21 protein-coding genes and 1 riboswitch are annotated in these 22,788 nt (G+C 72.9%); of the genes, 11 read left to right on the forward strand and 10 right to left on the reverse strand.

Features of this window, described 5'->3' with window-relative positions:
- The first annotated feature begins 149 nt into the window (after positions 1-149).
- Together KUM32_RS19260 and KUM32_RS19265 are read left to right on the forward strand one after the other, a co-directional pair.
- Entirely contained in the window at positions 150-779 is a 630-nt protein-coding gene (locus KUM32_RS19260) for a TetR/AcrR family transcriptional regulator (RefSeq protein WP_217143162.1), read from the forward strand.
- A 483-nt stretch (positions 780-1,262) separates the two neighbouring features.
- Positions 1,263-2,762, forward strand: a complete 1,500-nt coding sequence (locus KUM32_RS19265; RefSeq protein ID WP_217143163.1) for an NAD(P)/FAD-dependent oxidoreductase — start codon at positions 1,263-1,265, stop codon at positions 2,760-2,762.
- A gap of 33 nt (positions 2,763-2,795) precedes the next feature.
- Here KUM32_RS19265 and KUM32_RS19270 read toward each other — a convergent pair whose 3' ends face one another.
- From KUM32_RS19270 to KUM32_RS19295, 6 genes are all read right to left on the reverse strand, one after another.
- Positions 2,796-3,782 (reverse strand): hypothetical protein, encoded by a 987-nt coding sequence (locus tag KUM32_RS19270; protein WP_217143164.1) that lies wholly within the window; start codon positions 3,780-3,782, stop codon positions 2,796-2,798.
- Between the two features lie 56 nt (positions 3,783-3,838).
- Complete coding sequence (gene metF, locus KUM32_RS19275; RefSeq protein ID WP_217143165.1) at positions 3,839-4,762, reverse strand: methylenetetrahydrofolate reductase [NAD(P)H]; 924 nt, start codon at positions 4,760-4,762, stop codon at positions 3,839-3,841.
- 118 nt (positions 4,763-4,880) lie between these two features.
- On the reverse strand, positions 4,881-5,537 hold the full coding sequence (gene thiE, locus KUM32_RS19280; RefSeq protein WP_217143166.1) for a thiamine phosphate synthase: 657 nt from the start codon (positions 5,535-5,537) through the stop codon (positions 4,881-4,883).
- Positions 5,538-5,773: 236 nt separating this feature from the next.
- Complete coding sequence (locus KUM32_RS19285; RefSeq protein ID WP_217143167.1) at positions 5,774-6,139, reverse strand: Rv2175c family DNA-binding protein; 366 nt, start codon at positions 6,137-6,139, stop codon at positions 5,774-5,776.
- A gap of 76 nt (positions 6,140-6,215) precedes the next feature.
- Positions 6,216-7,493: an NAD(P)/FAD-dependent oxidoreductase gene (locus KUM32_RS19290; RefSeq protein WP_374227532.1), complete on the reverse strand. Its 1,278-nt coding sequence runs from the start codon at positions 7,491-7,493 to the stop codon at positions 6,216-6,218.
- A 32-nt stretch (positions 7,494-7,525) separates the two neighbouring features.
- A complete protein-coding gene (locus KUM32_RS19295) occupies positions 7,526-7,876 on the reverse strand; it encodes a hypothetical protein (RefSeq protein WP_217143168.1) in 351 nt (116 codons plus the stop codon).
- 52 nt (positions 7,877-7,928) lie between these two features.
- Positions 7,929-8,040, forward strand: a riboswitch (TPP riboswitch).
- Here KUM32_RS19295 and thiO point away from each other — a divergent pair.
- The 5 genes from thiO (at position 8,038) to KUM32_RS19320 (ending at position 13,398) form a co-directional block, all read left to right on the forward strand.
- Positions 8,038-9,216 (forward strand): glycine oxidase ThiO, encoded by a 1,179-nt coding sequence (gene thiO / locus KUM32_RS19300; RefSeq protein WP_217143169.1) that lies wholly within the window; start codon positions 8,038-8,040, stop codon positions 9,214-9,216. (Overlaps the previous riboswitch by 3 nt.)
- On the forward strand, positions 9,213-9,413 hold the full coding sequence (gene thiS / locus KUM32_RS19305) for a sulfur carrier protein ThiS (RefSeq protein WP_217143170.1): 201 nt from the start codon (positions 9,213-9,215) through the stop codon (positions 9,411-9,413). The genes thiO and thiS overlap by 4 nt, the downstream gene beginning before the upstream one ends.
- A gap of 2 nt (positions 9,414-9,415) precedes the next feature.
- A complete protein-coding gene (locus KUM32_RS19310; RefSeq protein ID WP_217143171.1) occupies positions 9,416-10,213 on the forward strand; it encodes a thiazole synthase in 798 nt (265 codons plus the stop codon).
- A 195-nt stretch (positions 10,214-10,408) separates the two neighbouring features.
- Positions 10,409-12,346, forward strand: coding sequence for a Stk1 family PASTA domain-containing Ser/Thr kinase (pknB, locus tag KUM32_RS19315; RefSeq protein WP_217143172.1), 1,938 nt, complete (start codon positions 10,409-10,411; stop codon positions 12,344-12,346).
- A 122-nt stretch (positions 12,347-12,468) separates the two neighbouring features.
- Positions 12,469-13,398, forward strand: a complete 930-nt coding sequence (locus KUM32_RS19320) for a deoxyribonuclease IV (RefSeq protein ID WP_374227533.1) — start codon at positions 12,469-12,471, stop codon at positions 13,396-13,398.
- Positions 13,399-13,424: 26 nt separating this feature from the next.
- Here KUM32_RS19320 and KUM32_RS19325 read toward each other — a convergent pair whose 3' ends face one another.
- Positions 13,425-14,072 (reverse strand): sulfite oxidase-like oxidoreductase, encoded by a 648-nt coding sequence (locus KUM32_RS19325; RefSeq protein ID WP_217143173.1) that lies wholly within the window; start codon positions 14,070-14,072, stop codon positions 13,425-13,427.
- Positions 14,073-14,264: 192 nt separating this feature from the next.
- On the opposite strand from KUM32_RS19325, the gene bfr reads away from it, so the two are divergent.
- A complete protein-coding gene (bfr, locus tag KUM32_RS19330; protein WP_217143174.1) occupies positions 14,265-14,768 on the forward strand; it encodes a bacterioferritin in 504 nt (167 codons plus the stop codon).
- 15 nt (positions 14,769-14,783) lie between these two features.
- On the opposite strand, the gene KUM32_RS19335 is transcribed toward bfr, so the two are convergent.
- Complete coding sequence (locus KUM32_RS19335) at positions 14,784-15,017, reverse strand: bacterioferritin-associated ferredoxin (protein WP_217143175.1); 234 nt, start codon at positions 15,015-15,017, stop codon at positions 14,784-14,786.
- A 182-nt stretch (positions 15,018-15,199) separates the two neighbouring features.
- Positions 15,200-16,552, reverse strand: coding sequence for a class II 3-deoxy-7-phosphoheptulonate synthase (locus KUM32_RS19340; protein ID WP_217143176.1), 1,353 nt, complete (start codon positions 16,550-16,552; stop codon positions 15,200-15,202).
- A 170-nt stretch (positions 16,553-16,722) separates the two neighbouring features.
- Between KUM32_RS19340 and KUM32_RS19345 the strand changes: the two genes are divergently transcribed.
- The 3 genes from KUM32_RS19345 (at position 16,723) to KUM32_RS19355 (ending at position 21,783) form a co-directional block, all read left to right on the forward strand.
- On the forward strand, positions 16,723-19,557 hold the full coding sequence (locus KUM32_RS19345; protein WP_217143177.1) for an N-acetylmuramoyl-L-alanine amidase: 2,835 nt from the start codon (positions 16,723-16,725) through the stop codon (positions 19,555-19,557).
- Between the two features lie 106 nt (positions 19,558-19,663).
- Entirely contained in the window at positions 19,664-19,720 is a 57-nt protein-coding gene (locus KUM32_RS45330) for a trp operon leader peptide (protein ID WP_076973970.1), read from the forward strand.
- 107 nt (positions 19,721-19,827) lie between these two features.
- Positions 19,828-21,783 (forward strand): anthranilate synthase family protein, encoded by a 1,956-nt coding sequence (locus KUM32_RS19355; protein ID WP_217143178.1) that lies wholly within the window; start codon positions 19,828-19,830, stop codon positions 21,781-21,783.
- On the opposite strand, the gene KUM32_RS19360 is transcribed toward KUM32_RS19355, so the two are convergent.
- Entirely contained in the window at positions 21,735-22,730 is a 996-nt protein-coding gene (locus KUM32_RS19360; RefSeq protein WP_217143179.1) for a 2-hydroxyacid dehydrogenase, read from the reverse strand. The two genes, KUM32_RS19355 and KUM32_RS19360, sit on opposite strands and share 49 nt — an antisense overlap.
- Positions 22,731-22,788: the final 58 nt, after the last annotated feature.

Genomic DNA, 22,788 nt, shown 5'->3' on the forward strand with positions numbered 1-22,788 from the left:
ACTGACAATCCGTTCTGACCTGGACTTTCACCTCGATCGAGCGTTCGGGCCGCGGTCAGGCGCCGGTTCCCGCCCACGCCGCTCGCGGTGGCCCCACCCGGGGCCTCGCGGTGTCGGGCCCGGCCGGGGTTCCTGTGACAATCGTGACCATGGAAAGCAGCAGCGCCACCTCCCAGGGCAGCGGCCGCCGCGAGGCCACCCGGCAGAAGCTCTACGAGGCGGCCGTCACCCTCATCGCCGAGCAGGGCTTCTCCGCCACCACCGTGGACGAGATCGCCGAACGCGCCGGGGTCGCGAAGGGCACGGTCTACTACAACTTCGCCAGCAAGTCCGTCCTCTTCGAGGAGCTGCTGCGCCATGGTGTCGGCCTCCTCACCGCCTCGCTGCGCCAGGCGGCGGAGCGGACCGCGCGGGAGGGCCGCGGCCGGGTGGACGCCCTGGACGCGATGATCCGCGCGGGTCTCGTGTTCATCGACCGCTACCCGGCCTTCACCCAGCTGTACGTGGCGGAGCTGTGGCGCACCAACCGGGCCTGGCAGTCCACGCTGCTGGTGGTCCGGCAGGAGGCCGTCGCGGTGGTGGAGGGCGTGCTGCGCGAAGGCGTGGCGAGCGGTGAGTTCAGCGAGGAGATCGACGTACCGCTGACCGCCGCCGCCCTGGTCGGCATGGTCCTGGTGGCCGCGCTGGACTGGAAGTCGTTCCAGCCGGAGCGCTCCCTCGACGACGTCCACGCGGCGCTGTCCAGGCTGCTCCAGGGGCGCGTGAGCGGCCGCGTCTGAGCGGCCGGCCGCACACGGAGAGCGCCGGTCCGCCGGTGGCCGCGTCCCCCGCGGGCCACCGGCGGACCGGCGCCTCCTCGTGCTCCCCCGTACATCCCCCGTACGTCCCCCGTCGGAACCCCCGTTCGGTCGTCCCCCTGGGCTCCCCCGTGCCTCGCTCCCACCGACCGCGGCCGGCGGAAGGAGCGGATCGCGGGCCCGGCTCCGTTCCGGCGCCCCGTGCCGCCGGTCCGGAGCCGTGCCCCTCTCCGTGCCTCCACCCTCTCGTTCCCGCGGGTCGGGCCCCATCCGTGCGCGTACTCATCTACCGGGCTAGGTACGGATACTCAGTCCTGCGCACCGCGGCTCACAGCGGCGCGCGGCCGACCGGTCACGCGCGCGTCCGCCGGGGTACTCAGCGCGGCGCGGCACCGGCCGTACCCGCGGGTGCGCGGCCCGGCACCCCCGGACCGGTTGCCGGTGGCGGCGGATAAAGTCCCTGGCATGGCACGGATTGCGGTGATCGGCGCCGGGATGGGCGCGATGGCGGCCGCCGCCCGGCTGGCCGTCGCGGGCCACCGGGTGGCGGTGTACGAGCGGACTCGGACGTACGGCGGTGCCCTGCGCCGCTTCGAGCGGGACGGCTTCTCCTTCGACACCGGACCGGGGCTGCTGCCGCTGCCCGCCGTCTGGCGCGATCTGTTCGTGAAGACGGGCAAGGAGCCGTTGGAGTCCTGCGTCGAGCTGGTGCAGGTCGACCCGTCGTCACGGCACGTGTTCGCGGACGGCACGGAGGTCTCCCTGCCGAACGCCTCGCGGGCGGGCGTCGTCGCCTCCCTGGACGCGGCGCTCGGCTCGGCCGCCGGGCAGCGCTGGGGCGACTTCCTGGTGCGGGCCCGGGAGACCTGGGACCGGACGCGCCGCCCGCTCCTCGAGGAGCCGCTGTGGCCGAACTGGCGGATGCTGGCCGAGCGCGAGCCCTATCCGGCCGTGCCGCACAAGCGGCTGCTGCGCACCCGCCGGGCCGGCACGCTCGCCGAGATCGGTGCCTGGGAGCTGCGGGACCCCCGCCTCGCCGCGCTCCTGGAGAGCCACGCGCTCGCGTACGGCCTGGATCCGAGGACCGCCCCGGCGAACGCCGCCGTGCTGCCGTACATGGAGTACGCCTTCGGTATGTGGTACGTGCGGGGCGGTGGTCTGCGGGAGCTGGCACGGGCGGTGTACGAACGGTGCCTGGCCCGCCGGGTCGAGTTCCACTTCGACACCGAGGTCACCGGGATCGTGGAGAAGGACGGCCGGGTGGCGGGCGTGGAGCTGTCCGAGGGCTCCGTGGCGGAGGCCGAGTTCGTGGTCGCCGGGGTGGCTCCGGGCGTGCTGGACCGCCTCTGCGGCGGACCGGCGGTGCGGGGTGACGGTGAGGTACCGGCGCAGCGCGGCGCGGCGAGCCGGGTGACGGTGCTGCTGGCGCTGCGGGGCGGCCGTCCCGAGGGAGCCGCGCACCGTACGGTGGTGCACACGCCGGACCGCGAGGCCGAGTTGGAGGCGCTGTTCGGTTCGGCGCCCGGTCCGGCGGCGCGTCCGACCGTCACGGTTCTGCGGCCCGACGACCCGGCACTGGTCCCGGACGCCGCTCACGAGGCGGTCACGCTCACCGCGATGGTGCCCGCGGGCGGCGGGACGGACGCGGGCGACCGTGCCGAGCGCCTCGTCGACGCCGCCGAGCGGGCGGTACCCGGCCTGCGCGACCGTCTCCTGTGGCACGAGGTGCGCACCCCGGCCCACGTCGCGGCGGACACCGGTGCGGCGGACGGTGCCGTCCCGGTGCCGGCGCTGGCGGGAGCCGGCGGACGGCTGCTGCACCCGGCGAACGGGACGCGCACGGGCGGCCTGTTCACGGTCGGCGGCTGGTCGCACCCCGGCGGGGGTCTCCCGCACGCGGGGATGTCGGGCGCGCTGGTCGCCGGACTCATCGTGGAGGGACCGGAGTTCCGCGGCTCCCAGTGAGCGGCCGGGGCCCGTCACCGGGCCCCGCGGGCGTCAGAAGCGGTACTGCTCGTCGTAGCCCTGGCTGTGCGGCCGGCCGTCGCCCTGGTGCGGGTACGCCTGCTCGGGCGGGAGTTCGCCGCCGTACGGGTCGTCGGCGCTGCGCTGTTGCGGCACCCACACCCCGCCGGGCGGGGTCTCAGCGGGGTAGCCGCCGGGCGCGTGCTGGTCCTGCGCGTAGCCCTGCGGTCCGTGCTGCTGCCCGCCGGTCGGGTCGTAGCCCCCGGTGTCGTACGACGCGCCGCCGTAGGTGTGGGTGCCGATGTACGGGTCGGAGTAGGCGGCGTACTGCTGCTGGGCGGCGGTGTCGTAGCCGTACCCCTGCTGGCCGTAGCCCTGGTGATCGTAGGCGTAGGACTCCCCGGTGGCCTGCGCGGGCACGGCCGGTGGCTGCTGGTCCCGGCCGAAGCCGGTGTCGGCGTACACGCCGTACGATCCGGTCTCGTCCGGCACGGGCTGCGGTTCGTAGACGGCGGTGGTCTCCACGGCCGTGACGTCGGCGGGCCGGGCGGGCGTGAACACGTCGTCGCGGTCGTCGTGGCCGTAGCCGTCGTGGTCGTGGGACAGGCCGTCCTGCCCCGGTACGTCGCCGTGCGCGCGGTGGTCCTGAGCGTCGCGGGCGTCGTGACCACCGTGGCCGCCGTCGGCCACGTCGAGGCCCGAGACCTCCAACGTCGGTTGCCGCCGGCGCCGTTCGGGGCGGCTGCGCCTGACGGCGAGGCCCGCCGGGGCGTTGACCGCCCAGCCGGCCTCGAAGCCGCGGCGGAACGACAGCGTGACGTAGGTCTGCCCGACCGCGAAGGCGGCGGCGCCCAGCCCGATGACGAGCACGTTCGACATCAGCACACCGGCCACGACTCCGGCGAAGCCGCCGAAGGCGAGCAGCCGCCAGCGCAGCCGCGCCTTGTACTGCAGCAGCACCTCGCCGAGCAGCCACAGTGCGACCACGCCGAACGCGATGTAGAGGACCGCCCAGCCCATGTACGCCCCTATCCCAGTGGCCGCTACGCAGTGTGTCGTAAGTATGTGCGGCCGGTCTAGGCCCGCGGTGGGTGGTGCAGGCCCAGGTTCTCGTAGATTTCCAGGGTCGCCGTGGAGTTGTTGAGCGTGATGAAGTGCAGGCCGGGAACACCCTCGGCCAGCAGCCGCGCGCAGAACTCCGTGGCGAACTCGATGCCAATGGAGCGTACAGCCGCCGGATCGTCCTTGGCTGCGAGGATCCGCTCTTTCAGCCCGGCCGGGAACGAGGCGTTGCTGAGTTTTGGCAACCTTTCCAGCATCTTCACGCTGGTCACCGGCATGACCTCGGGAATGACCGGGGTCTCGCAGCCGGCCGCCGCGACCCTGTCGCGCAGGCGCAGGTACGACTCGGGCTGGAAGAACATCTGCGTGATCGCGTAGTCGGCACCGGCCCGGCACTTGTCGACGAAGTGGGCCACGTCCGTGTCCCAGTCGGCGGAGCGCGGGTGCATTTCGGGGAAGGCCGCGACGCCGACGCAGAAGTCGCCCGACTCCTTGATGAGCCGGACCAGTTCGGCGGCGTAGGTCAGGCCCTGCGGGTGCGGGACCCACTCGGCCGTCGGGTCGCCGGGCGGGTCGCCGCGCACGGCCAGCATGTTGCGGATGCCGGCGTCGGCGTACTGGCCGATGATGTTGCGCAGCTCCGCGACGGAGTGGTCGACGGCGGTGAGGTGGGCGACGGGCGTCAGCGTCGTGTCGGCGACGATCTGCTGGGTCTCCCTGACCGTGCCCGCGCGGGTGGAACCGCCCGCGCCGTAGGTCACGGAGACGAAGTCCGGGGCGACCGCCTCCACCCGCCTCAGCGCGCTCCACAGGTTCTTCTCACCCTTGGGCGTCTTCGGCGCCGAGAACTCGAACGAGTACGTCGTCTTGCCTGCGGCGAGGATGTCACGCACGGTGCGTGCGCGATCAGTCCTGGTCGATGCGGTTCCGAGGGCCATACGGGCAGGTTAGCCAGGGGGCGGCGGTCACCCAACCGGATGCGGGGTATCTGTCCGCATTGTCGGGTTGTTGTCCACCCCTTGGACACATGCCGCGGGCACGCGCCCACGGCCGCGCCTACGCCTGCCGCAGCCGCTTCGCGAACTCGGCGGCCGCCGCGCCCGGGTCGTCCGCCGCCGTGATCGCGCGGACGACGACGACGCGCCGGGCGCCCGCGGCCAGCACCTCGTCGAGGTTGCCGAGGTCGATGCCGCCGATGGCGAACCAGGGGCGGTCGGTGCCCAGGGACGCCGTGTACCGGACCAGGCCGAGGCCCGGCGCGTGGCGGCCCGGCTTGGTGGGGGTGGGCCAGCACGGCCCCGTGCAGAAGTAGTCCACGCCCTCCTGGGCGGCGGCAGCGGCGGCCTCGGACTCGGCGTGCGTGGAGCGGCCGACGAGGACGTCGTCGCCGAGGACGGCCCGGGCCGCGGGCACCGGGAGGTCACCCTGCCCCAGGTGCAGTACGTCGGCGCGGGCGGCGTGGGCGACGTCCGCGCGGTCGTTGACCGCGAGGAGCTTGCCGTGGCGGGCGCAGGCGTCGGCGAAGACCTCCAGGTGCTCCAGCTCCTCGGCCGCCTCCATGCCCTTGTCACGCAGCTGCACGATGTCGACGCCGCCGGCCAGCACGGCGTCCAGGAACTCGGGCAGGTCGCCCTGGGCACGGCGGGCGTCCGTGCACAGGTAGAGCAGGGCGTCGGCGAGCCGGCTGCGAGCGGTCGAGGCGGTGACGGGCATGCGGGTGTCCCCCCGGGGTCGGTTTCGTGGCCCCGCGGTGGGTCCACGCGGCCTTGGTTCGTGCTGCGGACGGCCCGCGGCCCCGGCGCACAGGCTGCGGACGGCCCGCGGCCCCCGGCGCACGGGCTGCGGGCGGCCCGCGGCCCGGTGCCGGGCGACGGCCGTTCGCGGCCGTGACCCACGGACACCGGACCGCCCCGGACCGCCCCGGACCGTACGCCGGGCGGGGTGTCAGGTCAGACGGCGAGCGCCTGGGCGCGGCGCTTCACCTCCGTGCCGCGGTTCTCGCTCAGCGCCTGCGCGGGCGTACCCGGCAGGCTCTCGTCGGGAGTGAAGAGCCACTCCAGCATTTCCTCGTTCGTGAAGCCGTCGTCCCGCAGCAGCGTCAGGGTTCCGACCAGGCCCTTGACGACCTTGTCCTCGTCGATGAAGGCCGCGGGGATGTGCAGCGCGCGGTTCTCACCGCGCCGTACGGCGATGAGCTGGCCTTCCTTGATCAGCTGGCGTACGCGGGTCACCTCGACACCGAGCATCTCGGCGATGTCGGGGACGGTGAGCCAGGCAGGCACGAGAGCATCGATCTTTGCGTCAATCTCGGTCACGTTCCCAGCCTGCCATCTGGCACTGACAGTCGGAAACCGGACCCGTCCGACCCGGGCCGCGGACCGGGCGGACGGACTACGCCGTCGCCGCCTTCAGCGGCCTCGCCGGGTCGGCCACCAGCCGCGGGTCCATCGTCGTGCCCGCCTGGATCAGGCGTCTGCCCTGCGCCAGGTCGCGTGGACGGCCCACCGCCAGCAGAGCGACCAGCCGGTCCTCGCGCAGCCAGCAGACCGTCCACGCGGGGCCCTCGGGGTCACCGCGCCACACGGTGGCGTCGGCGGCCGTGTGGTGACCGGCGTACTGGACGAAGCGGCCGAACTGCTCGGACCAGAAGTACGGCACCGGGTCGTAGACCGCCGGGGCCTCCCCCGCGGCGGCGCCGATGATGTTGGCGGCGACCGTGCGCGGGCCCTGCAGGGCGTTGTCCCAGTGGTGCACCAGCAGCCGCTCGCCGTAGCGGCCGGAGGGGAAGGACGCGCAGTCGCCGACCGCGTAGACGTCCGGCGCGGAGGTGCGCAGGCGGTCGTCGGCCAGGACGTCGCCGTGCGTGCCGAGGCCGACGCCGGAGCCGGCGAGCCAGGCGGTGGCGGGCCGGGCACCGATGCCGACGACGACCGCGCCGGCGGGCAGCCGCGAGCCGTCGTGGAGGACGACGTGACCGGCCTCCCCGGCGTCGCCGGGCTCGACGCGCTCCACGCGCGCGTGCGTGCGCAGGACGGCGCCCGCGTCGGCGTACCAGGCGGCCATGGGCGCGGCGACCTCGGCGGGCAGCGCGCCGGCCAGCGGCCGGCCGGCGGCCTCCACGACGGTCACGGCGCAGCCCGCCTCGCGCGCGGCGGTCGCGAACTCGGCGCCGATCCAGCCGGCGCCGACGACCACGATGTCGTGCTGCCGGGCGAGCACCGGGCGCAGCCGTTCGGCGTCGTCCAGGGTGCGCAGCAGGTGCACGCCGGGCACGCCCTCGGCGCCGGGCAGCCGGATCGGCACCGCGCCGGTCGCGAGGACGAGGGCGTCGTACGGCACGGGGCCGGCGGAGGTGTCGAGGAGGTGTGCGCCGGGGCGCACGCCCAGGGCCTCGCAGCCGAGCCGCAGCGTGATGCCGAGCGCCTCGAAGTCGACGTCGAAGGCGGAGCCCTCGGCCGTGCCGAGCAGGACGGCCTTGGACAGCGGGGGGCGGTCGTACGGCTGGTGCGGCTCCGCGCCGATCAGTGTCACGGCGCCGGTGAAGCCCTGCTCCCGCAGGGCGACCGCGGTCTGCACCCCCGCCATGCCCGCGCCCACGACGACCACGCGGCGCTCCGCGTCCGCGTCCGCTTCCCGTTCCTGTCCCCGTGCCCGCGTCTGCTCGCTCACCCGATCACCATAGACACCTGGCGGTTCACCGGTCAGTGCGCGGGCGCGGTGAGCTGCTCCACCACGCTCGTCCCACTGCCCCGCTGCGACTCCCACTCCCACGACTCCTCCAGGCGCACCCGTCCGTCCGGCAGCTCGACGACGGTCGACACGCAGTGTCCCGACGAGGTGCTGCCGTCGGTCTTGAGCTGTACGTACCGGAAATCGAGCCGGTCGCCCTCCCGGGTGCCCACCAGACGGCCGCGGACGACGTCGCCGCCCTCGTACTCGGCCCACACGGCGCCGTCCCGCTCGTGGTAGAGGAACCGGGTGCGGGTACCGACCTGGCCGGGCGCCTGGTCGGCGACGGGGGCGAGGACGAGACCGTCCAGTGAACGCGCCACGGGTGGAGGCTCCCTTACAAGTGGGCTGCTCTGCGGGCTAGGGTGGCCACCGTAAAGCACTCGCGGGAGCCCGGACGCACCGGGCTGAGAGGGAGGCTGGCGGCCTCCGACCGTACGAACCTGATCCGGGTCATGCCGGCGAAGGGAGGGGCTGGACGCCCATGTCGTCACCTCGCACACCGCGTGCCGCGGACGTCCTCGTCGTCGGGGGCGGCGTCATCGGTCTGGTCACGGCCTGGCGGACCGCGCAGCGCGGGCCGGTCACGGCCGTCGTGGACCCCGAGCCGGGCGGCGGGGCCGCCCAGGTGGCCGCCGGGATGCTGGCCGCCGTCACGGAACTGCACTACGGCGAGGAGACCCTGCTCGCGCTGAACCTCGCGTCGGCCCGTCGCTACCCGGAGTTCGCGGCGGAGCTCACCGACCTCACGGGTCACGACCTCGGCTACCGCCGGTGCGGCACGCTCGCCGTCGCCCTGGACGCCGACGACCGCGCCCACCTGCGGGAACTGCACGCGCTCCAGCAGCGCTCGGGACTGGAGTCCGAGTGGCTGTCGGGGCGCGAGTGCCGACGCCTGGAGCCGATGCTCGCACCGGGCGTGCGCGGGGGGCTCCGGGTGGACGGCGACCACCAGATCGACCCCCGGCTCCTCGCCCGCGCCCTCGTGGCCGCCTGCGAGCGCGCCGGTGTGGTCTTCCACCGGACGCGGGCCGAGCGGCTCACCGTCGCCGGGGACCGGGCCACCGGGGTGGTCACCGCCGACGGCAGCGTGCTCGAGGCCGGGCAGGTGGTGCTGGCCGCGGGCAGTCTGAGCGGACGGCTCGCGGGCGTCCCGGACGACGTGCTGCCGCCGGTGCGGCCCGTGAAGGGGCAGGTGCTGCGGCTGACGATGGAGCGGACGCACGGACCGCTGCTGAACCGGACCGTGCGCGCCGTGGTGCGCGGCAACCACGTCTACCTGGTGCCCCGGGAGAGCGGCGAACTCGTCGTCGGTGCCACCAGCGAGGAGCTGGGCTGGGACACGACGGTGACCGCGGGAGGCGTCTACGAGCTGCTGCGCGACGCCCACGAGCTGGTTCCCGGCATCACGGAGCTGCCCCTGGCGGAGACGCGGGCGGGCCTGCGCCCCGGCTCCCCGGACAACGCCCCGCTGCTCGGCCCCTCCGGGCTGGAGGGGCTGCTGCTGGCCACCGGGCACCACCGCAACGGCGTCCTGCTCACCCCGGTCACCGGCGACGTCATGGCGCACGCCCTGACGACGGGCGAGCTCCCGGCCGAGGCCCGTCCCTTCACCCCGCGGCGCTTCAGCGCCGCCCCCGCACTCTCGGAGCAGTCCGCATGAACGTCACCGTCAACGGCGAGCCGCGCGAGGTGGCTCCCGGTACGGCCCTCGACGCCCTGGTGGGCACGCTCACCGCGGCGCCGTCCGGAGTGGCCGCCGCCCTGAACGAAACCGTCGTCCCGCGCGCGCAGTGGCCCGCCACCGCGCTGGCCGACGGCGACCGTGTCGAGGTCCTCACCGCCGTCCAAGGAGGCTGACCATGGCCGACGACCCCTTCCTGCTCGGCTCCACGTCGTACGCGTCCCGCCTGATCATGGGTACGGGCGGGGCGCCCAGCCTCGATGTGCTGGAGCGTGCCCTCGTGGCCTCCGGGACGGAGCTGACGACCGTCGCGATGCGGCGTGTGAACGCCTCGGTGCACGGGTCCGTGCTGTCGGTGCTGGACCGGCTCGGCATCCGGGTGCTGCCGAACACGGCCGGCTGCTTCACCGCCGGGGAGGCCGTGCTCACCGCCCGCCTCGCCCGCGAGGCCCTCGGCACCGACCTGGTCAAGCTGGAGGTCATCGCCGACGAGCGCACGCTGCTGCCGGACCCGGTCGAGTTGCTGGACGCGGCGGAGACGCTGGTCGACGACGGGTTCACGGTGCTGCCGTACACGAACGACGACCCGGTCCTCGCGCGGAAGCTGGAGGACGTCGGGTGTGCGGCGATCATGCCGCTCGGCTCGCCGATCGGGTCCGGGCTCGGGATCCGCAACCCGCACAACTTCCAGCTGATCGTGGAGCAGGCGCGCGTGCCGGTGATCCTGGACGCGGGTGCCGGCACGGCGTCGGACGTGGCGCTGGCGATGGAGCTGGGGTGTGCGGGCGTGATGCTCGCCTCGGCGGTGACACGGGCGCAGGAACCGGTGCTCATGGCGGAGGCGATGCGGTACGCCGTGGAGGCGGGGCGGCTGGCGCGACGGGCGGGGCGAATTCCGCGGCGGCACTTCGCGCAGGCGTCGTCTCCCGCGGAGGGCTTGGCGGTACTGGACCCGGAGCGGCCCGCTTTTCAGTGACTCCGTGCTGTCCTGGGCTTTGTCTCCCACCCGCGCACCACTCGTTTCCGGTCGGGCGGGAGGGGGGCCTCGCCCGTGGGGTTCCTCGCCGTCGGCGGCCGACCGTTCGTGGGAAGCGTCACAGGTCCGCTGCAGGACCGGTGCGGTTTCCGGCTGTGACGTCGGATGTCCGTGGCGGCTCGTAGACTCGCCTGCGTGGACACGACCCTTCAGGACCCTCTCGTCGGGCAGCTGCTCGACGGCCGGTACCGCGTCGAGGCGCGGATCGCGGTCGGCGGCATGGCCACGGTCTACCGGGCCGTGGACACCCGCCTGGACCGCGTGCTCGCGCTGAAGGTGATGCACCCGGCGCTCGCCACCGACGCCACCTTCGTCGAGCGGTTCATCCGCGAGGCGAAGTCGGTGGCCCGGCTCGACCACCCCAACGTCGTGCAGGTCTTCGACCAGGGGGCCGAGGGGGCGTACGTCTACCTGGCGATGGAGTACATCGCCGGCTGCACCCTGCGCGACGTCCTCCGCGAGCGCGGGGCGCTCCAGCCGCGGGCCGCGCTGGACATCCTGGAGCCGGTGCTGGCCGCGCTCGGCGCCGCGCACCGGGCCGGGTTCGTGCACCGGGACATGAAGCCGGAGAACGTCCTGATAGGGGACGACGGCCGGGTCAAGGTGGCCGACTTCGGGCTGGTCCGGGCCGTGGACACGGTCACCAGCACCACCGGGGCCGTCCTCGGCACCGTCTCCTACCTGGCGCCCGAGCAGATCGAGCACGGCACGGCCGACCCGCGGGTCGACGTCTACGCGTGCGGGGTCGTGCTGTACGAGATGCTGACCGGCGGCAAGCCGCACGAGGGGGACTCCCCCGCCCAGGTGCTCTACAAGCACCTCCACGAGGACGTGCCGCCGCCGTCGGCGGCCGTGCCGGGGATGCCGTACGAGCTGGACGAGCTGGTCGCCTCGGCGACCGCGCGCACACCGGAGGTCCGTCCGCACGACGCCGTGGCACTGCTCGCGCAGGCCCGCCGGACGCGCGGGGCGCTGAGCGCCGACCAGTTGGACGCGATGCCGCCGCAGGCACTCACCGCGGAGCACGACAACGCCGAGGACCGCACCAGTGTGATCCCGCGCGCGCTGACCCTGCCCCGGCCCCTGCCCGTCGGCGAGGACGAGGACGGTGTCCCGGCCGACGGGGTCCAGCACACCAGCCGGCTGGGGGCTCCCCCGCCGGCCCCGCCCCGGCGCCTGCGGCCGGAGCTGCGGCGCCGTCCGCTGGCGATCGTCGTGGCCGTGCTGCTGGTGCTCGGCGTCGGCACGGGCGTCTGGTACATCAATTCCGGCCAGTTCACCAAGGTGCCGCCCCTGCTGTCCCGGACCGAGGCGCAGGCCCGCGACCGGCTGGAGGACGCCGGACTGGACGTCGGCACGGTGCGCCACGCCCACAGCGAGACCGTGGAGCGTGGCAAGGTCATCAGCTCCGACCCCGGGGTGGGCACGCGTATCCGCAAGCACGACTCCGTGTCGTTCACGGTCTCCGACGGCCCCGCGACCGTCAAGCTGCCGGACGTGCGCGGCTACAGGCTGGACCGGGCGCGGACCGTGCTGAAGGACGAGGGACTGGAGCCGGGCATGGTGACCCGGGCGTTCAGCGACGAGGTGCCCCGGGGTTTCGTGATCTCGACGAAGCCCCGGACGGGCACCACGGTGCGCGCGGGCTCGGCGGTCGCCCTGGTCGTCAGCAAGGGCAGCCCGGTGGACGTCCCGGACGTCACGGGCGACGACCTGGCCGACGCGAGGGCCGAGCTGACGGAGGCCGGCCTGAAGGTGGAGGTCGCCACCGGGCAGGTGAACTCCGAGTACGACCGGGGTGAGGTCGCCCGGCAGACGCCCGCCCCCGGCAGCCGGGCCGCCGAGGGCGACACGGTGACGCTCACGGTGTCCAAGGGCCCCGAGATGATCGAGGTCCCGGACGTGGTCGGCGACAGCGTGGACGACGCCGTGCGGAAGCTGGAGGACGCCGGTTTCCAGGTGGACGAGGACCGCGGTCTGCTCGGGCTGTTCGGCGACACCGTGAAGGACCAGTCCGTGGACGGCGGGGACACGGCCCCCAAGGGGTCCACCGTCAAGATAACCATCCGGTGATCCGGACGGGGCGATCACCGGGTGCCCCGGACGAGACGACCACCGGGTGACCCGGACCGGACGACACCGGGGTGACCAGGGACACGGTCCGGACGGGTGAGGGCCCATGACACCCTGAACGGGTGAACAGTCAGCAGTCCGCCCCCTCCCGCACCGCCGTACCCGCGCCCGTCCCCCCGATCAGCCGCAACCCTGTCGGCGGCCACGTCCCCGTGGCCGGCGGCCTGCACTCCGTCGGCCTCTCCTACGCCCGTGAGCTGAAGGCGGAGGCCGTGCAGGTCTTCGTCGCCAACCCGCGCGGCTGGGCCACGCCGGCCGGCAGCCCGAAGCAGGACGAGGCGTTCCGGGAGGCCTGCGCGGCCGGGTCCGTCCCCGCCTACGTGCACGCCCCCTACCTGATCAACTTCGGCTCCCACACCGAGGCGACGGTGGAGCGGTCGGTGGACTCGCTGCGGCACTCGCTGCGGCGCGGGCGGGAGATCGGGGCGCTCGGCGTGGTCGTGCACACCGGCAGCGCGACCGGCGGACGCGACCGGTCGGTGGCGCTGAAGCAGGTACGGGAGTTCATGCTGCCGCTGCTGGACGAGCTCACCCATGACGACGACCCGTACCTGCTGCTGGAGTCGACCGCCGGCCAGGGCGCCTCCCTGTGCTCCCGGACCTGGGACTTCGGCCCGTACTTCGAGGCGCTGGACGCCCACCCGAAGCTGGGCGTGTGCCTGGACACCTGCCACGTCTTCGCGGCGGGGCACGACCTGACGGGGCCGTCCGGGATGCACCGGACGCTGGACCTGCTGGTGGACACGGTCGGTGAGGGCCGGCTGAAGCTGATCCACGCCAACGACTCCAAGGACGTGGCCGGCGCGCACAAGGACCGGCACGAGAACATCGGCGCCGGTCACATCGGTGAGGACCCGTTCCGGGCACTGATGACCCACCCGGCGACCGAGGGCGTGCCGCTGGTCATCGAGACGCCGGGTGGCAAGGAGGGGCACGCGGCGGACGTGGAGCGGCTGAAGAGACTGCGCGACGAGAGCCTGCGCGACGGCTGACCGCCGCGGGCCGCGCGGCGGGAGCGTCAGAGCTCGGGGCCGTCCCCGGGCTCCTCCTGGTAGGAGTAGCGCTGCTCCCGCCACGGGTCGCCGATGTTGTGGTAGCCGCGCTCCTCCCAGAAGCCGCGGCGGTCGGCGGTCATGTACTCGATGCCGCGGACCCACTTCGGGCCCTTCCAGGCATACAGGTGCGGTACGACCAGCCGGAGCGGGAAGCCGTGCTCGGCGGTGAGCAGCTCGCCGTCCTTGTGGGTGGCGAAGAGGGTGCGCTCGGCGGCGAAGTCGGACAGCCGGAGGTTGGAGCTGAACCCGTACTCCGCCCACACCATCACATGGGTGACGGCGGGCGCGGGCGGCGCGAGGTCCAGGATCGCGGCGGCCGGGACGCCGCCCCACTCGGATCCGAGCATGCTGAACTTGGTGACGCAGTGCAGGTCGGCGACGACCGTGGTGTACGGCAGAGCGGTGAACTCGTCGTGGGTCCAGCCGTGCTTCTCACCGTCGGCGGTGGCGCCGAAGACGCGGAACTCCCACCGCTCCGGGCGGAACTTGGGGACCGGCCCATAGTGCGTGACCGGCCAGCCGCGCTGGAGTCGCTGCCCCGGCGGGAGCTCGAAGGACGACGCTCCTTGCGAACCGCCTTCTCCCGATTCGTGTCCCACCGGCTGACCCATGCCTCCATCCTGACAGACCCGGACCGATGCCCATGACCGGGATCGCGCACAGCGGGGGGAACGGCGACAAACAGGGGCAATATCGACTGAGTCTGTACTTACTTACTAAGTCAAGACTTACTGGACGATCATCGATGCCGGTGCAATCATGCGGCGCAACACGCCAGTTCCCGTTCGAAGGAGCTTCACGCGATGCAGGGCGACCCCGAGGTCATCGAATTCCTCAACGAACAGCTCACCGCCGAGCTCACGGCGATCAACCAGTACTTCCTGCACGCGAAGCTGCAGGACCACAAGGGCTGGACCAAGCTCGCGAAGTACACGCGCGCGGAGTCCTTCGACGAGATGCGCCACGCCGAGGTGCTCACCGACCGCATCCTGCTCCTGGACGGCCTGCCCAACTACCAGCGGCTCTTCCACGTGCGGGTCGGGCAGAGCGTGACCGAGATGTTCCAGGCGGACCGGGAGATCGAGGTCGAGGCGATCGACCGGCTGCGCCGGGGCATCGAGGTGATGCGGGCCAAGCACGACATCACGTCGGCCAACGTCTTCGAGGCGATCCTCGCCGACGAGGAGCACCACATCGACTACCTGGACACCCAGCTGGAGCTGATCGAGAAGCTGGGCGAGTCGCTCTACCTGTCGACGGTCATCGAGCAGAGCCAGCCGGACTCCTCGGGGCCGGGCTCCCTGTAGGGCCCGCGGCGCGACCTAGGCGGCTTCGGGAAGCTCCGAGAGGACCGGTGCGCCCTGGTCGGCGAGCTGCCGGCGGGGGCAGGCGCCGCGGCCGAGCAGCGCCTGGATGCGCCGTACGCAGCCGCCGCAGTCGGTGCCGGCCTTGCAGGCGGACGCGATCTGCCGAGGCGTGCAGGCGCCGGCTTCCGCGTGGTTCCTCACCTGTTCCTCGGTGACACCGAAGCAGCTGCAGACGAACACGCGGTTCACCTCCCGGGCGGAGTACAGGGTCGTGCCGTACCGACGACCGGAGGGCCCGACTGGTCGGTGAGGCAAACCTAACCTTACCCATCGCGCCAGGCCGGTAAAAGCGGTGGGGGCGCGGATCGTGTGTGACCCGCGCCCCATTCCGTGTGCTGTCGCCCCGGGTGGGGCTAACCGTCACCGGTCCGTCACTGGTCCCGGTACATCTCCGCCACCAGGAACGCCAGGTCGAGCGACTGGCTGCGGTTGAGCCGCGGGTCGCAGGCCGTCTCGTAGCGCTGGTGCAGGTCGTCGACGAAGATCTCGTCGCCGCCGCCCACGCACTCGGTGACGTCGTCACCGGTCAGCTCCACGTGGATGCCGCCGGGGTGGGTGCCGAGCGACTTGTGGACCTCGAAGAAGCCCTTGACCTCGTCGAGCACGTCGTCGAAGCGGCGGGTCTTGTGACCGGAGGCCGCCTCGTACGTGTTGCCGTGCATCGGGTCGGTGATCCAGGCGACGGTGGCACCGGAGGCGGTGACCTTCTCGACCAGCTCGGGGAGCTTGTCGCGGATCTTGTCCGCGCCCATGCGGACGATGAAGGTCAGCCGGCCCGGCTCGCGCTCCGGGTCCAGGCGCTCGATGTACTGAAGCGCCTCCTCGGCCGTGGTCGACGGGCCGAGCTTGATGCCGATCGGGTTGCGGATCCGCGAGGCGAACTCGATGTGCGCGTGGTCCAGCTGCCGGGTGCGCTCACCGATCCACACCATGTGCGCGGAGACGTCGTACAGCTGCCCGGTGCGCGAGTCGACGCGGGTGAGCGCCGACTCGTAGTCGAGCAGCAGCGCCTCGTGCGAGGAGAAGAACTCGACGGTCTTGAACTCCTCCGGGTCGGTGCCGCAGGCCCGCATGAAGTTCAGCGCGTTGTCGATCTCCCGGGCGAGCTGCTCGTAGCGCTGACCGGACGGGGAGGACTTCACGAAGTCCTGGTTCCAGGCGTGCACCTGGCGCAGGTCGGCGTAGCCGCCGGTGGTGAAGGCGCGCACCAGGTTCAGCGTGGAGGCCGAGGCGTGGTACATGCGCTTGAGCCGCTCGGGGTCCGGGATCCGCGCCTCTTCGGTGAAGGCGAAGCCGTTGACGGAGTCGCCGCGGTAGGTCGGCAGGGTCACGCCGTCGCGGGTCTCGGTCGGCTTGGAGCGCGGCTTGGAGTACTGGCCGGCGATCCGGCCCACCTTCACCACGGGCACGGAGGCGGCGTACGTGAGGACGGCGCCCATCTGGAGCAGCGTCTTGAGCTTGTTGCGGATGTGGTCCGCGGACACCGCGTCGAAGGCCTCGGCGCAGTCGCCGCCCTGGAGGAGGAACGCCTCTCCCTTGGCGACGGCCGCCATCCGGGCGCGCAGCTGGTCGCACTCGCCCGCGAAGACGAGGGGCGGATACGACTCGAGGTCCGCGATCACTGCGCGCAGAGCCTCGGTGTCGGGGTACTCGGGCTGCTGCGCCGCGGGCAGGTCTCGCCAGGTGTTGCCAGCGCTCGGGCTGGTCTTAGCGTTCACGGTCACCCCTCCACACTACGGGGTCCCGTCACGCGGTTTTCGCGCGGCTCGACAGGTGAGACACCCCCGGCGCCGCCCCCGGGTCCGAGGTTGGTAACCTCACGCGCCTTTGATGTTTGAACACAGACAACTCACACAGAGACCGAGCGCCGAGAGCGCGAACCAGGGGTGGGACTTTGAGCGCTGATCACCGCAGAGACCGCAAGAAGAAGAGACTGCTCATCTACGGTGTGGCCTCGGTCGTGGCCGCCGCCGCCACGGCCGGCACGCTGGCCGTGGCCTCGCCCGGCCTCATCGGCGGCGCGGACGGCACCACGGTGGCCGGCGCACCCGGCGCCCGGCTGCAGACGGAGTTCGAGCAGGCCGCCGAGGAGTTCGACGTCCCGCAGAGCGTGCTGATGGCGGTCTCGTACCGGCAGACACGCTGGGAGGACCACGACGGGCTGCCGAGCACCACCGGCGCGTACAACGTCATGGGGCTCACGGACGTCGACCCCGCCGGCCTGGAGCACGGCAGGGGCGGCGCCGACGAGCGTGAGCACCAGCTCGAGCACATGAACCGCAGTGGCGACCCGGCCGTCGAGAAGCACTTCGACGCCGAGAAGGCGCTGAAGAGCCTCCGTGAGGAGCCCGTCGACACCAGCGACCCGCGGCTGCACACCCTCGACGAGGCGGCCCGCCTCATCGACGCGTCCGCCGAGAAGGTGCGCACCGACGCCGGGGAGAGCATACGGGCGGGGGCCGCGCTGCTCGCCAAGTACCAGAAGGACGCCACCGGCTCGCTGTCCGAGGACCCCGGCGCGTGGTACCCGGCCGTGGCCCGCGCGAGCCAGGCCACGGACCGCAAGGGCGCCGAGCTCTTCGCGAAGCGCGTGTACGAGTCGATCAGGACCGGTGAGCGGCGCGTCACCGCGGACGGCCAGTCGCTCACGCTGCCGGCCGACCCGGCGGTGAAGCCGGACAGGAAGGCGGAGCTGGAGCTCGCCGCGGCCTCCGCGGCCCCGGCCCCCGACTGCCCGTCCGGTCTGAACTGCGACTTCCGGCCCGCGGCCTACAAGCAGAACGGCGGCCCGGACGACTGGGGCAACTACGGCGTCGCCAGTCGCCCCGCGGCCGGTCACGAGATCGACTCGATCCTGCTGCACGACACCGAGGGCAGCTACAGCAGCGCGCTGGGCGTCTTCCAGAGCTCCGCGTCGTACGCCAGCGCCCACTACCTGATCCGCGCCTCCGACGGTCTGGTCACCCAGATGGTCGAGAACAAGAACGAGGCCTGGCACGCCGGCAACAAGACCCTCAACATGCACTCGATCGGCATCGAGCACGAGGGATACGCGATCAAGGACGGCAGCTGGTACACCGAGCCGCAGTACGAGTCCTCGGCCGCGCTGGTCAAGTACCTGGCCGGCAAGTACGACATCCCGCTGGACCGTGAGCACATCATCGGCCACGACGAGGTCCCCGGCGTCCTCGACGACAAGGTCAAGTCCCAGCACTGGGACCCGGGCCCGTTCTGGGACTGGAACCACTACATGAAGCTGCTGGGCGCCCCGACGGGCGCCGAGGGCGCGGGCGGCCCGTACAAGGCCGGTCAGGTGATCCGCGTCGTGCCGCCGTTCACCACGGCGAACCAGCCGAAGATCACCAACGCCGGCTCCGCGGTCGCCAAGCAGCCGGCGAACTTCACCTACCTGTACTCCTCGCCGTCCACCAGCTCGGCGACCCTCACCGACCCGTACCTCGGCACCCAGACCTGGACCGAGGGCTGGAACTGGGGCAACAAGGTCCTGGCCGGCGGCGAGTACGTCGTCGCCGAGGCGCGCACGGACTGGACCGCCATCTGGTACGGCGGCAAGAAGGCCTGGTTCCACAACCCGGGCGGCCAGTTCGCCACCCCCGTCGGCACGCCTGCCGTGATCACGCCCAAGGCGGGTGCCACCTCGGTCCCGGTGTACGGGCGCACCTACCCCGACGACGCCGCGTACGCGGGCACCGGAGTGCCGGTCCAGAGCAGGAACAACGAGTCGCTGACCAAGTACGGCGTCCTGTCCGGGCAGAAGTACGCGCTGGCGGGCGAGGCCACGAAGGGCTCGTACTACAACAGCGGCACCTTCGACGGCTCCGGCGCGGGCAGCCGCGCGGTGGTCGTGGGCAGCAACACCTTCTACCCGATCCGCTTCAACCACCGGCTGGCCTGGGTCCGCACCTCGGACGTCCAGGTGGTCAACGGCACCACGCCCGACCCGGGCACCGACCGCTACGACATCCTCGGCCGGGACGCGTCGGGTGTGCTGTGGCAGTACCAGGGCACCGGCAGCGCCTCCGCCCCGTTCTTCAGCCGCTTCCGCGTCGGCAGCGGCTGGAACGGCTACAACGTGGTGACGACCCTGACGGCACTGCGCGCGAACGGCACCGGTGACATGGTGGCCCGCGACACGAGCGGCGTGCTCTGGTACTACCCGGGCAGCGGCAACATCTCCGCTCCGTTCAAGACCCGCGTCAAGGTCGGCGCCGGCTGGTCCGTGTACGACACCATCACCGGCGCCCGGGACCTCACGGGCGACGGCAGGGCGGACCTCATCGCCCGCGACAAGAGCGGCGTGCTCTGGCTCTACCAGGGCACCGGCACCCCCTCCGTCCCCTTCCAGGCCCGCACCAGGATCGGCGCCGGCTGGAGCGCCTACAACGCCCTGACCGACACCGGCGACCTCACGGGCGACGGCAGGGCGGACCTCATCGCCCGCGACACGAGCGGTGTGCTCTGGTTCTACCGGGGCACCGGCAAGGCCACGGCGCCGTTCGAGGGCCGTACCCGGGTCGGCGGCGGCTGGTCCGTCTACACCGTGCTCACCGGCCCGAGCGACCTGAACCGGGACGGTGTGCCGGACCTGATCGCCCGCGACAAGGACGGCGTGCTCTGGTTCTACCAGGGCACCGGCAACGCCTCCACGCCCTTCGGGGCCCGCGCCCGGGTGGGCAGCGGCTGGAACATGTTCAACATGATCATCTGACGCGCCCGCCGGCCGCCCGACGTGTCGCACCGCCCGTGGCGCCGCGGCCGTCCCGCACTCCGGGACGTGCTGCGGTGCCGCGGACGGATGCGCTAGGGTCGGCGGCATGTTCGCGCACTCGATCCAGAACTGGTGGTGGACCGCTCATCCGGCGGCCCACTGACTGCGCGTGACGCAAGACTCCGCGAAGGCCGCCCGAGGGGCGGCCTTCGGTGTTTCGCGACCAGGGGCCGTCCCTCTCACCCGAGAGACCGAGAAGGACACGGACCCATGCCACAGTTCGACCTGCGCGCCCTGACGGCCGACCCCCGCCCGTTCGCCCTGCTCCGCCGCCGCACCCCGGGCCTCTCCACCGGGGACGCGGACACCGTGGAGCTGCTGCTCGGCCCGGTGACGGAACACGACCGGCTCGCCGACCTGCCCGACGAGGGGCTGGCGCTCGTCCCCTTCCGGCAGATCCGCGAGCGCGGCTTCGACGTGCGCGACGACGGCACGCCGCTGCTGGTGCTGACCCCCGAGGAGCGGTTCGACATCCCGCTCGCCGAGGCCCTGGAGCAGCTCCCCGCCCATGAGGTCCGCGTCGAGGGCGGAGGCTTCGACGTCGACGACGAGGAGTACGCGCGGATCGTCGGGCGCGTGCTGCGCGAGGAGATCGGGCGCGGCGAGGGCGCCAACTTCGTGATCCGCAGGACGTACGAGGGCCGGATCCCGGGTTTCGGGCGGGCCGACGCGCTGGGGCTGTTCCGGCGGCTGCTGGAGGGCGAGCGGGGCGCGTACTGGACGTTCGTCGTGCACACCGGGGACCGGACGCTGGTCGGCGCCAGCCCCGAGGTGCACGTGCGGATGTCCGGCGGAAGGGGCGACCGCGCAGCGCTCCCGGTCGAGGGCGGTGGTGGGAGACGGGCGGGCGGCACGGTCGTCATGAACCCGATCAGCGGGACGTACCGCTATCCGGCCGAGGGGCCGACGCCCGAGCACCTGCTCCGCTTCCTCGCCGACGGCAAGGAGGTCGAGGAGCTGTCGATGGTGGTCGACGAGGAACTCAAGATGATGTGCACCGTCGGCGACATGGGCGGCGTGGTCGTCGGGCCGCGGCTGAAGGAGATGGCGCACCTCGCGCACACCGAGTACGAGCTGCGCGGCCGTTCCTCGCTGGACGTGCGGGAGGTGCTGAGGGAGACCATGTTCGCGGCGACGGTCACCGGCTCACCGGTGCAGAACGCCTGCCGGGTCATCGAGCGGCACGAGGCCGGGGGGCGCGGCTACTACGCGGGAGCGCTGGCGCTGCTCGGGCGGGACGCGGGCGGCGCCCAGACCCTCGACTCGCCCATCCTCATCCGTACCGCCGACATCGACGCGGACGGCAGGCTGCGGGTGCCGGTCGGCGCCACGCTGGTGCGGGGCTCGGACCCGGCGGGCGAGGTCGCCGAGACCCACGCCAAGGCGGCCGGGGTGCTGGCCGCGCTGGGCGTCCGTCCGTCCCGGCCGCGTGCGGAGACGACGCGGCCGCGCCTGGCCGACGACCCCCGGGTGCGGGCGGCGCTGGACGGGCGCCGCGCCTCGCTGGCGCCGTTCTGGCTGCGGATGCAGGAGCCGTCGGACGTGCTGGAGGGGCACGCCCTGGTCGTCGACGGCGAGGACACCTTCACGGCGATGCTGGCGCACGTCCTGCGTTCGTCGGGGCTGGCGGTGAGCGTGCGCCGGTACGACGAGCCGGGGCTGCGCGGGACGGTGCTGGGGCACGAGGGGCCGGTGGTGCTGGGCCCCGGCCCCGGCGACCCCGGCGACCCGGCCGACCCCAAGATGCGCTTCCTGCGCGCCCTGGCCGCCGACGTGATCCGGGAGCACCGGCACGGCGTCCTCGGCGTCTGCCTGGGGCACGAGCTGATCGCGGCGGAGCTGGGGCTGGACATCGTCCGCAAGGAGGTGCCGTACCAGGGGGCGCAGACGGAGATCGACCTGTTCGGGCGGCGTGAGACCGTCGGCTTCTACAACAGCTTCACCGCGCGGTGCGACGACGAGGCGGCCCGTGAGCTGGCCGCGCACGGCATCGAGGTGAGCCGTGCCGCGAACGGTGAGGTGCACGCGCTGCGCGGCCCCCGCATCGCCGGGGTGCAGTTCCACCCCGAGTCGGTGCTGACGCTGAACGGCGCGGCGATCGTGCGGGAACTGGCCGGTCAGCTCCGCGGCACCAGCACGTTCTCCGAGCGGCGGCCCTCCCGGTAGTCGAGGACGTTGCGCACCGTGGCGTCGACGATCTGGCCGACGGCGTCCTCGGTGAAGTACGCCTGGTGGGAGGTCACCAGGACGTTCGGGAAGGTGACGAGGCGGGCCAGGGTGTCGTCCTCGACGGCCTCCAGGGACCGGTCGAGGAAGAACAGGCCCGCCTCCGCCTCGTACACGTCCAGGCCCACGCCCGTGAACCGGCCCGCGCGCAGCTCTCCGACCAGCGCGGTGGTGTCGATCAGGCCGCCGCGGCTGGAGTTGACCAGGATCGCGTCGTCCCGCATCGACTTCAGCGCGGTCGCGTCGATCAGGTGCCGGGTCTCGGGCAACAGCGGGACGTGCAGGGTGATCAGGTCGGAGGCGGCGAGCAGCTCGTCCTTGGTCACGTAGCGCATGCCGAGTTCCATGCAGGCGGGGTTCTCGGCGACGTCCCAGCCGAGCAGCCGCATGCCGAAGCCGTGGGCGATCCGGGCGAAGGCCTCGCCGATCTTGCCGGTGCCGAGGACACCGGCGGTGCGGCCGTGCATGTCCCGGCCCATCAGGCCCTGGAGGCGGAAGTCGAAGTCGCGGGTGCGGTTGGCGGCCCGCACGATCCGTCGGTCGACGGCCAGGGCGAGGGCCCAGGCGAACTCGGCGACGGAGTGGGGGGAGTAGTACGACACCCGGGCGACGGTCATGCCCAGTCGCCCGGCGGTGTCGAGGTCGATGTTGTTGAAGCCGGTGGAACGCTGGGCCACCATCCGGGTGCCACCGGCCGCGAGGATCTCCAGGACGGGTGCGCCGAGGTCGGCGTTGACGGACGTGGAGACGATCTCGTGACCGGCCGCGATGGGCGCGGTGTCCTCGTTGAGGAAGACGTCCAGGCAGCGGATCTCGTCGTGGCCGTGGAAGGCCTGCTCGATCAGGGGCTTCTCGTCGGCCTGGACACCGAAGGCCAGGATTTCCATGACCGCTCCCGTTCTGCTGGGCTCCGGGCCGAATATACGGCGCCGCGCCCGGAGCCGC

The sequence above is a fragment of the Streptomyces sp. AC627_RSS907 genome, from assembly GCF_019049165.1.

Coding starts and splice junctions, on each gene's coding strand:
- KUM32_RS19260 (WP_217143162.1), top strand. CDS start 150: ATGGAAAGCAGCAGCGCCACCTCCCAGGGCAGCGGCCGCCGCGAGGCC.
- KUM32_RS19265 (WP_217143163.1), top strand. CDS start 1,263: ATGGCACGGATTGCGGTGATCGGCGCCGGGATGGGCGCGATGGCGGCC.
- KUM32_RS19270 (WP_217143164.1), bottom strand. CDS start 3,782: ATGGGCTGGGCGGTCCTCTACATCGCGTTCGGCGTGGTCGCACTGTGG.
- metF (WP_217143165.1), bottom strand. CDS start 4,762: ATGGCCCTCGGAACCGCATCGACCAGGACTGATCGCGCACGCACCGTG.
- thiE (WP_217143166.1), bottom strand. CDS start 5,537: ATGCCCGTCACCGCCTCGACCGCTCGCAGCCGGCTCGCCGACGCCCTG.
- thiO (WP_217143169.1), top strand. CDS start 8,038: ATGTCGTCACCTCGCACACCGCGTGCCGCGGACGTCCTCGTCGTCGGG.
- thiS (WP_217143170.1), top strand. CDS start 9,213: ATGAACGTCACCGTCAACGGCGAGCCGCGCGAGGTGGCTCCCGGTACG.
- KUM32_RS19310 (WP_217143171.1), top strand. CDS start 9,416: ATGGCCGACGACCCCTTCCTGCTCGGCTCCACGTCGTACGCGTCCCGC.
- KUM32_RS19325 (WP_217143173.1), bottom strand. CDS start 14,072: ATGGGTCAGCCGGTGGGACACGAATCGGGAGAAGGCGGTTCGCAAGGA.
- bfr (WP_217143174.1), top strand. CDS start 14,265: ATGCAGGGCGACCCCGAGGTCATCGAATTCCTCAACGAACAGCTCACC.
- KUM32_RS19355 (WP_217143178.1), top strand. CDS start 19,828: ATGCCACAGTTCGACCTGCGCGCCCTGACGGCCGACCCCCGCCCGTTC.
- KUM32_RS19360 (WP_217143179.1), bottom strand. CDS start 22,730: ATGGAAATCCTGGCCTTCGGTGTCCAGGCCGACGAGAAGCCCCTGATC.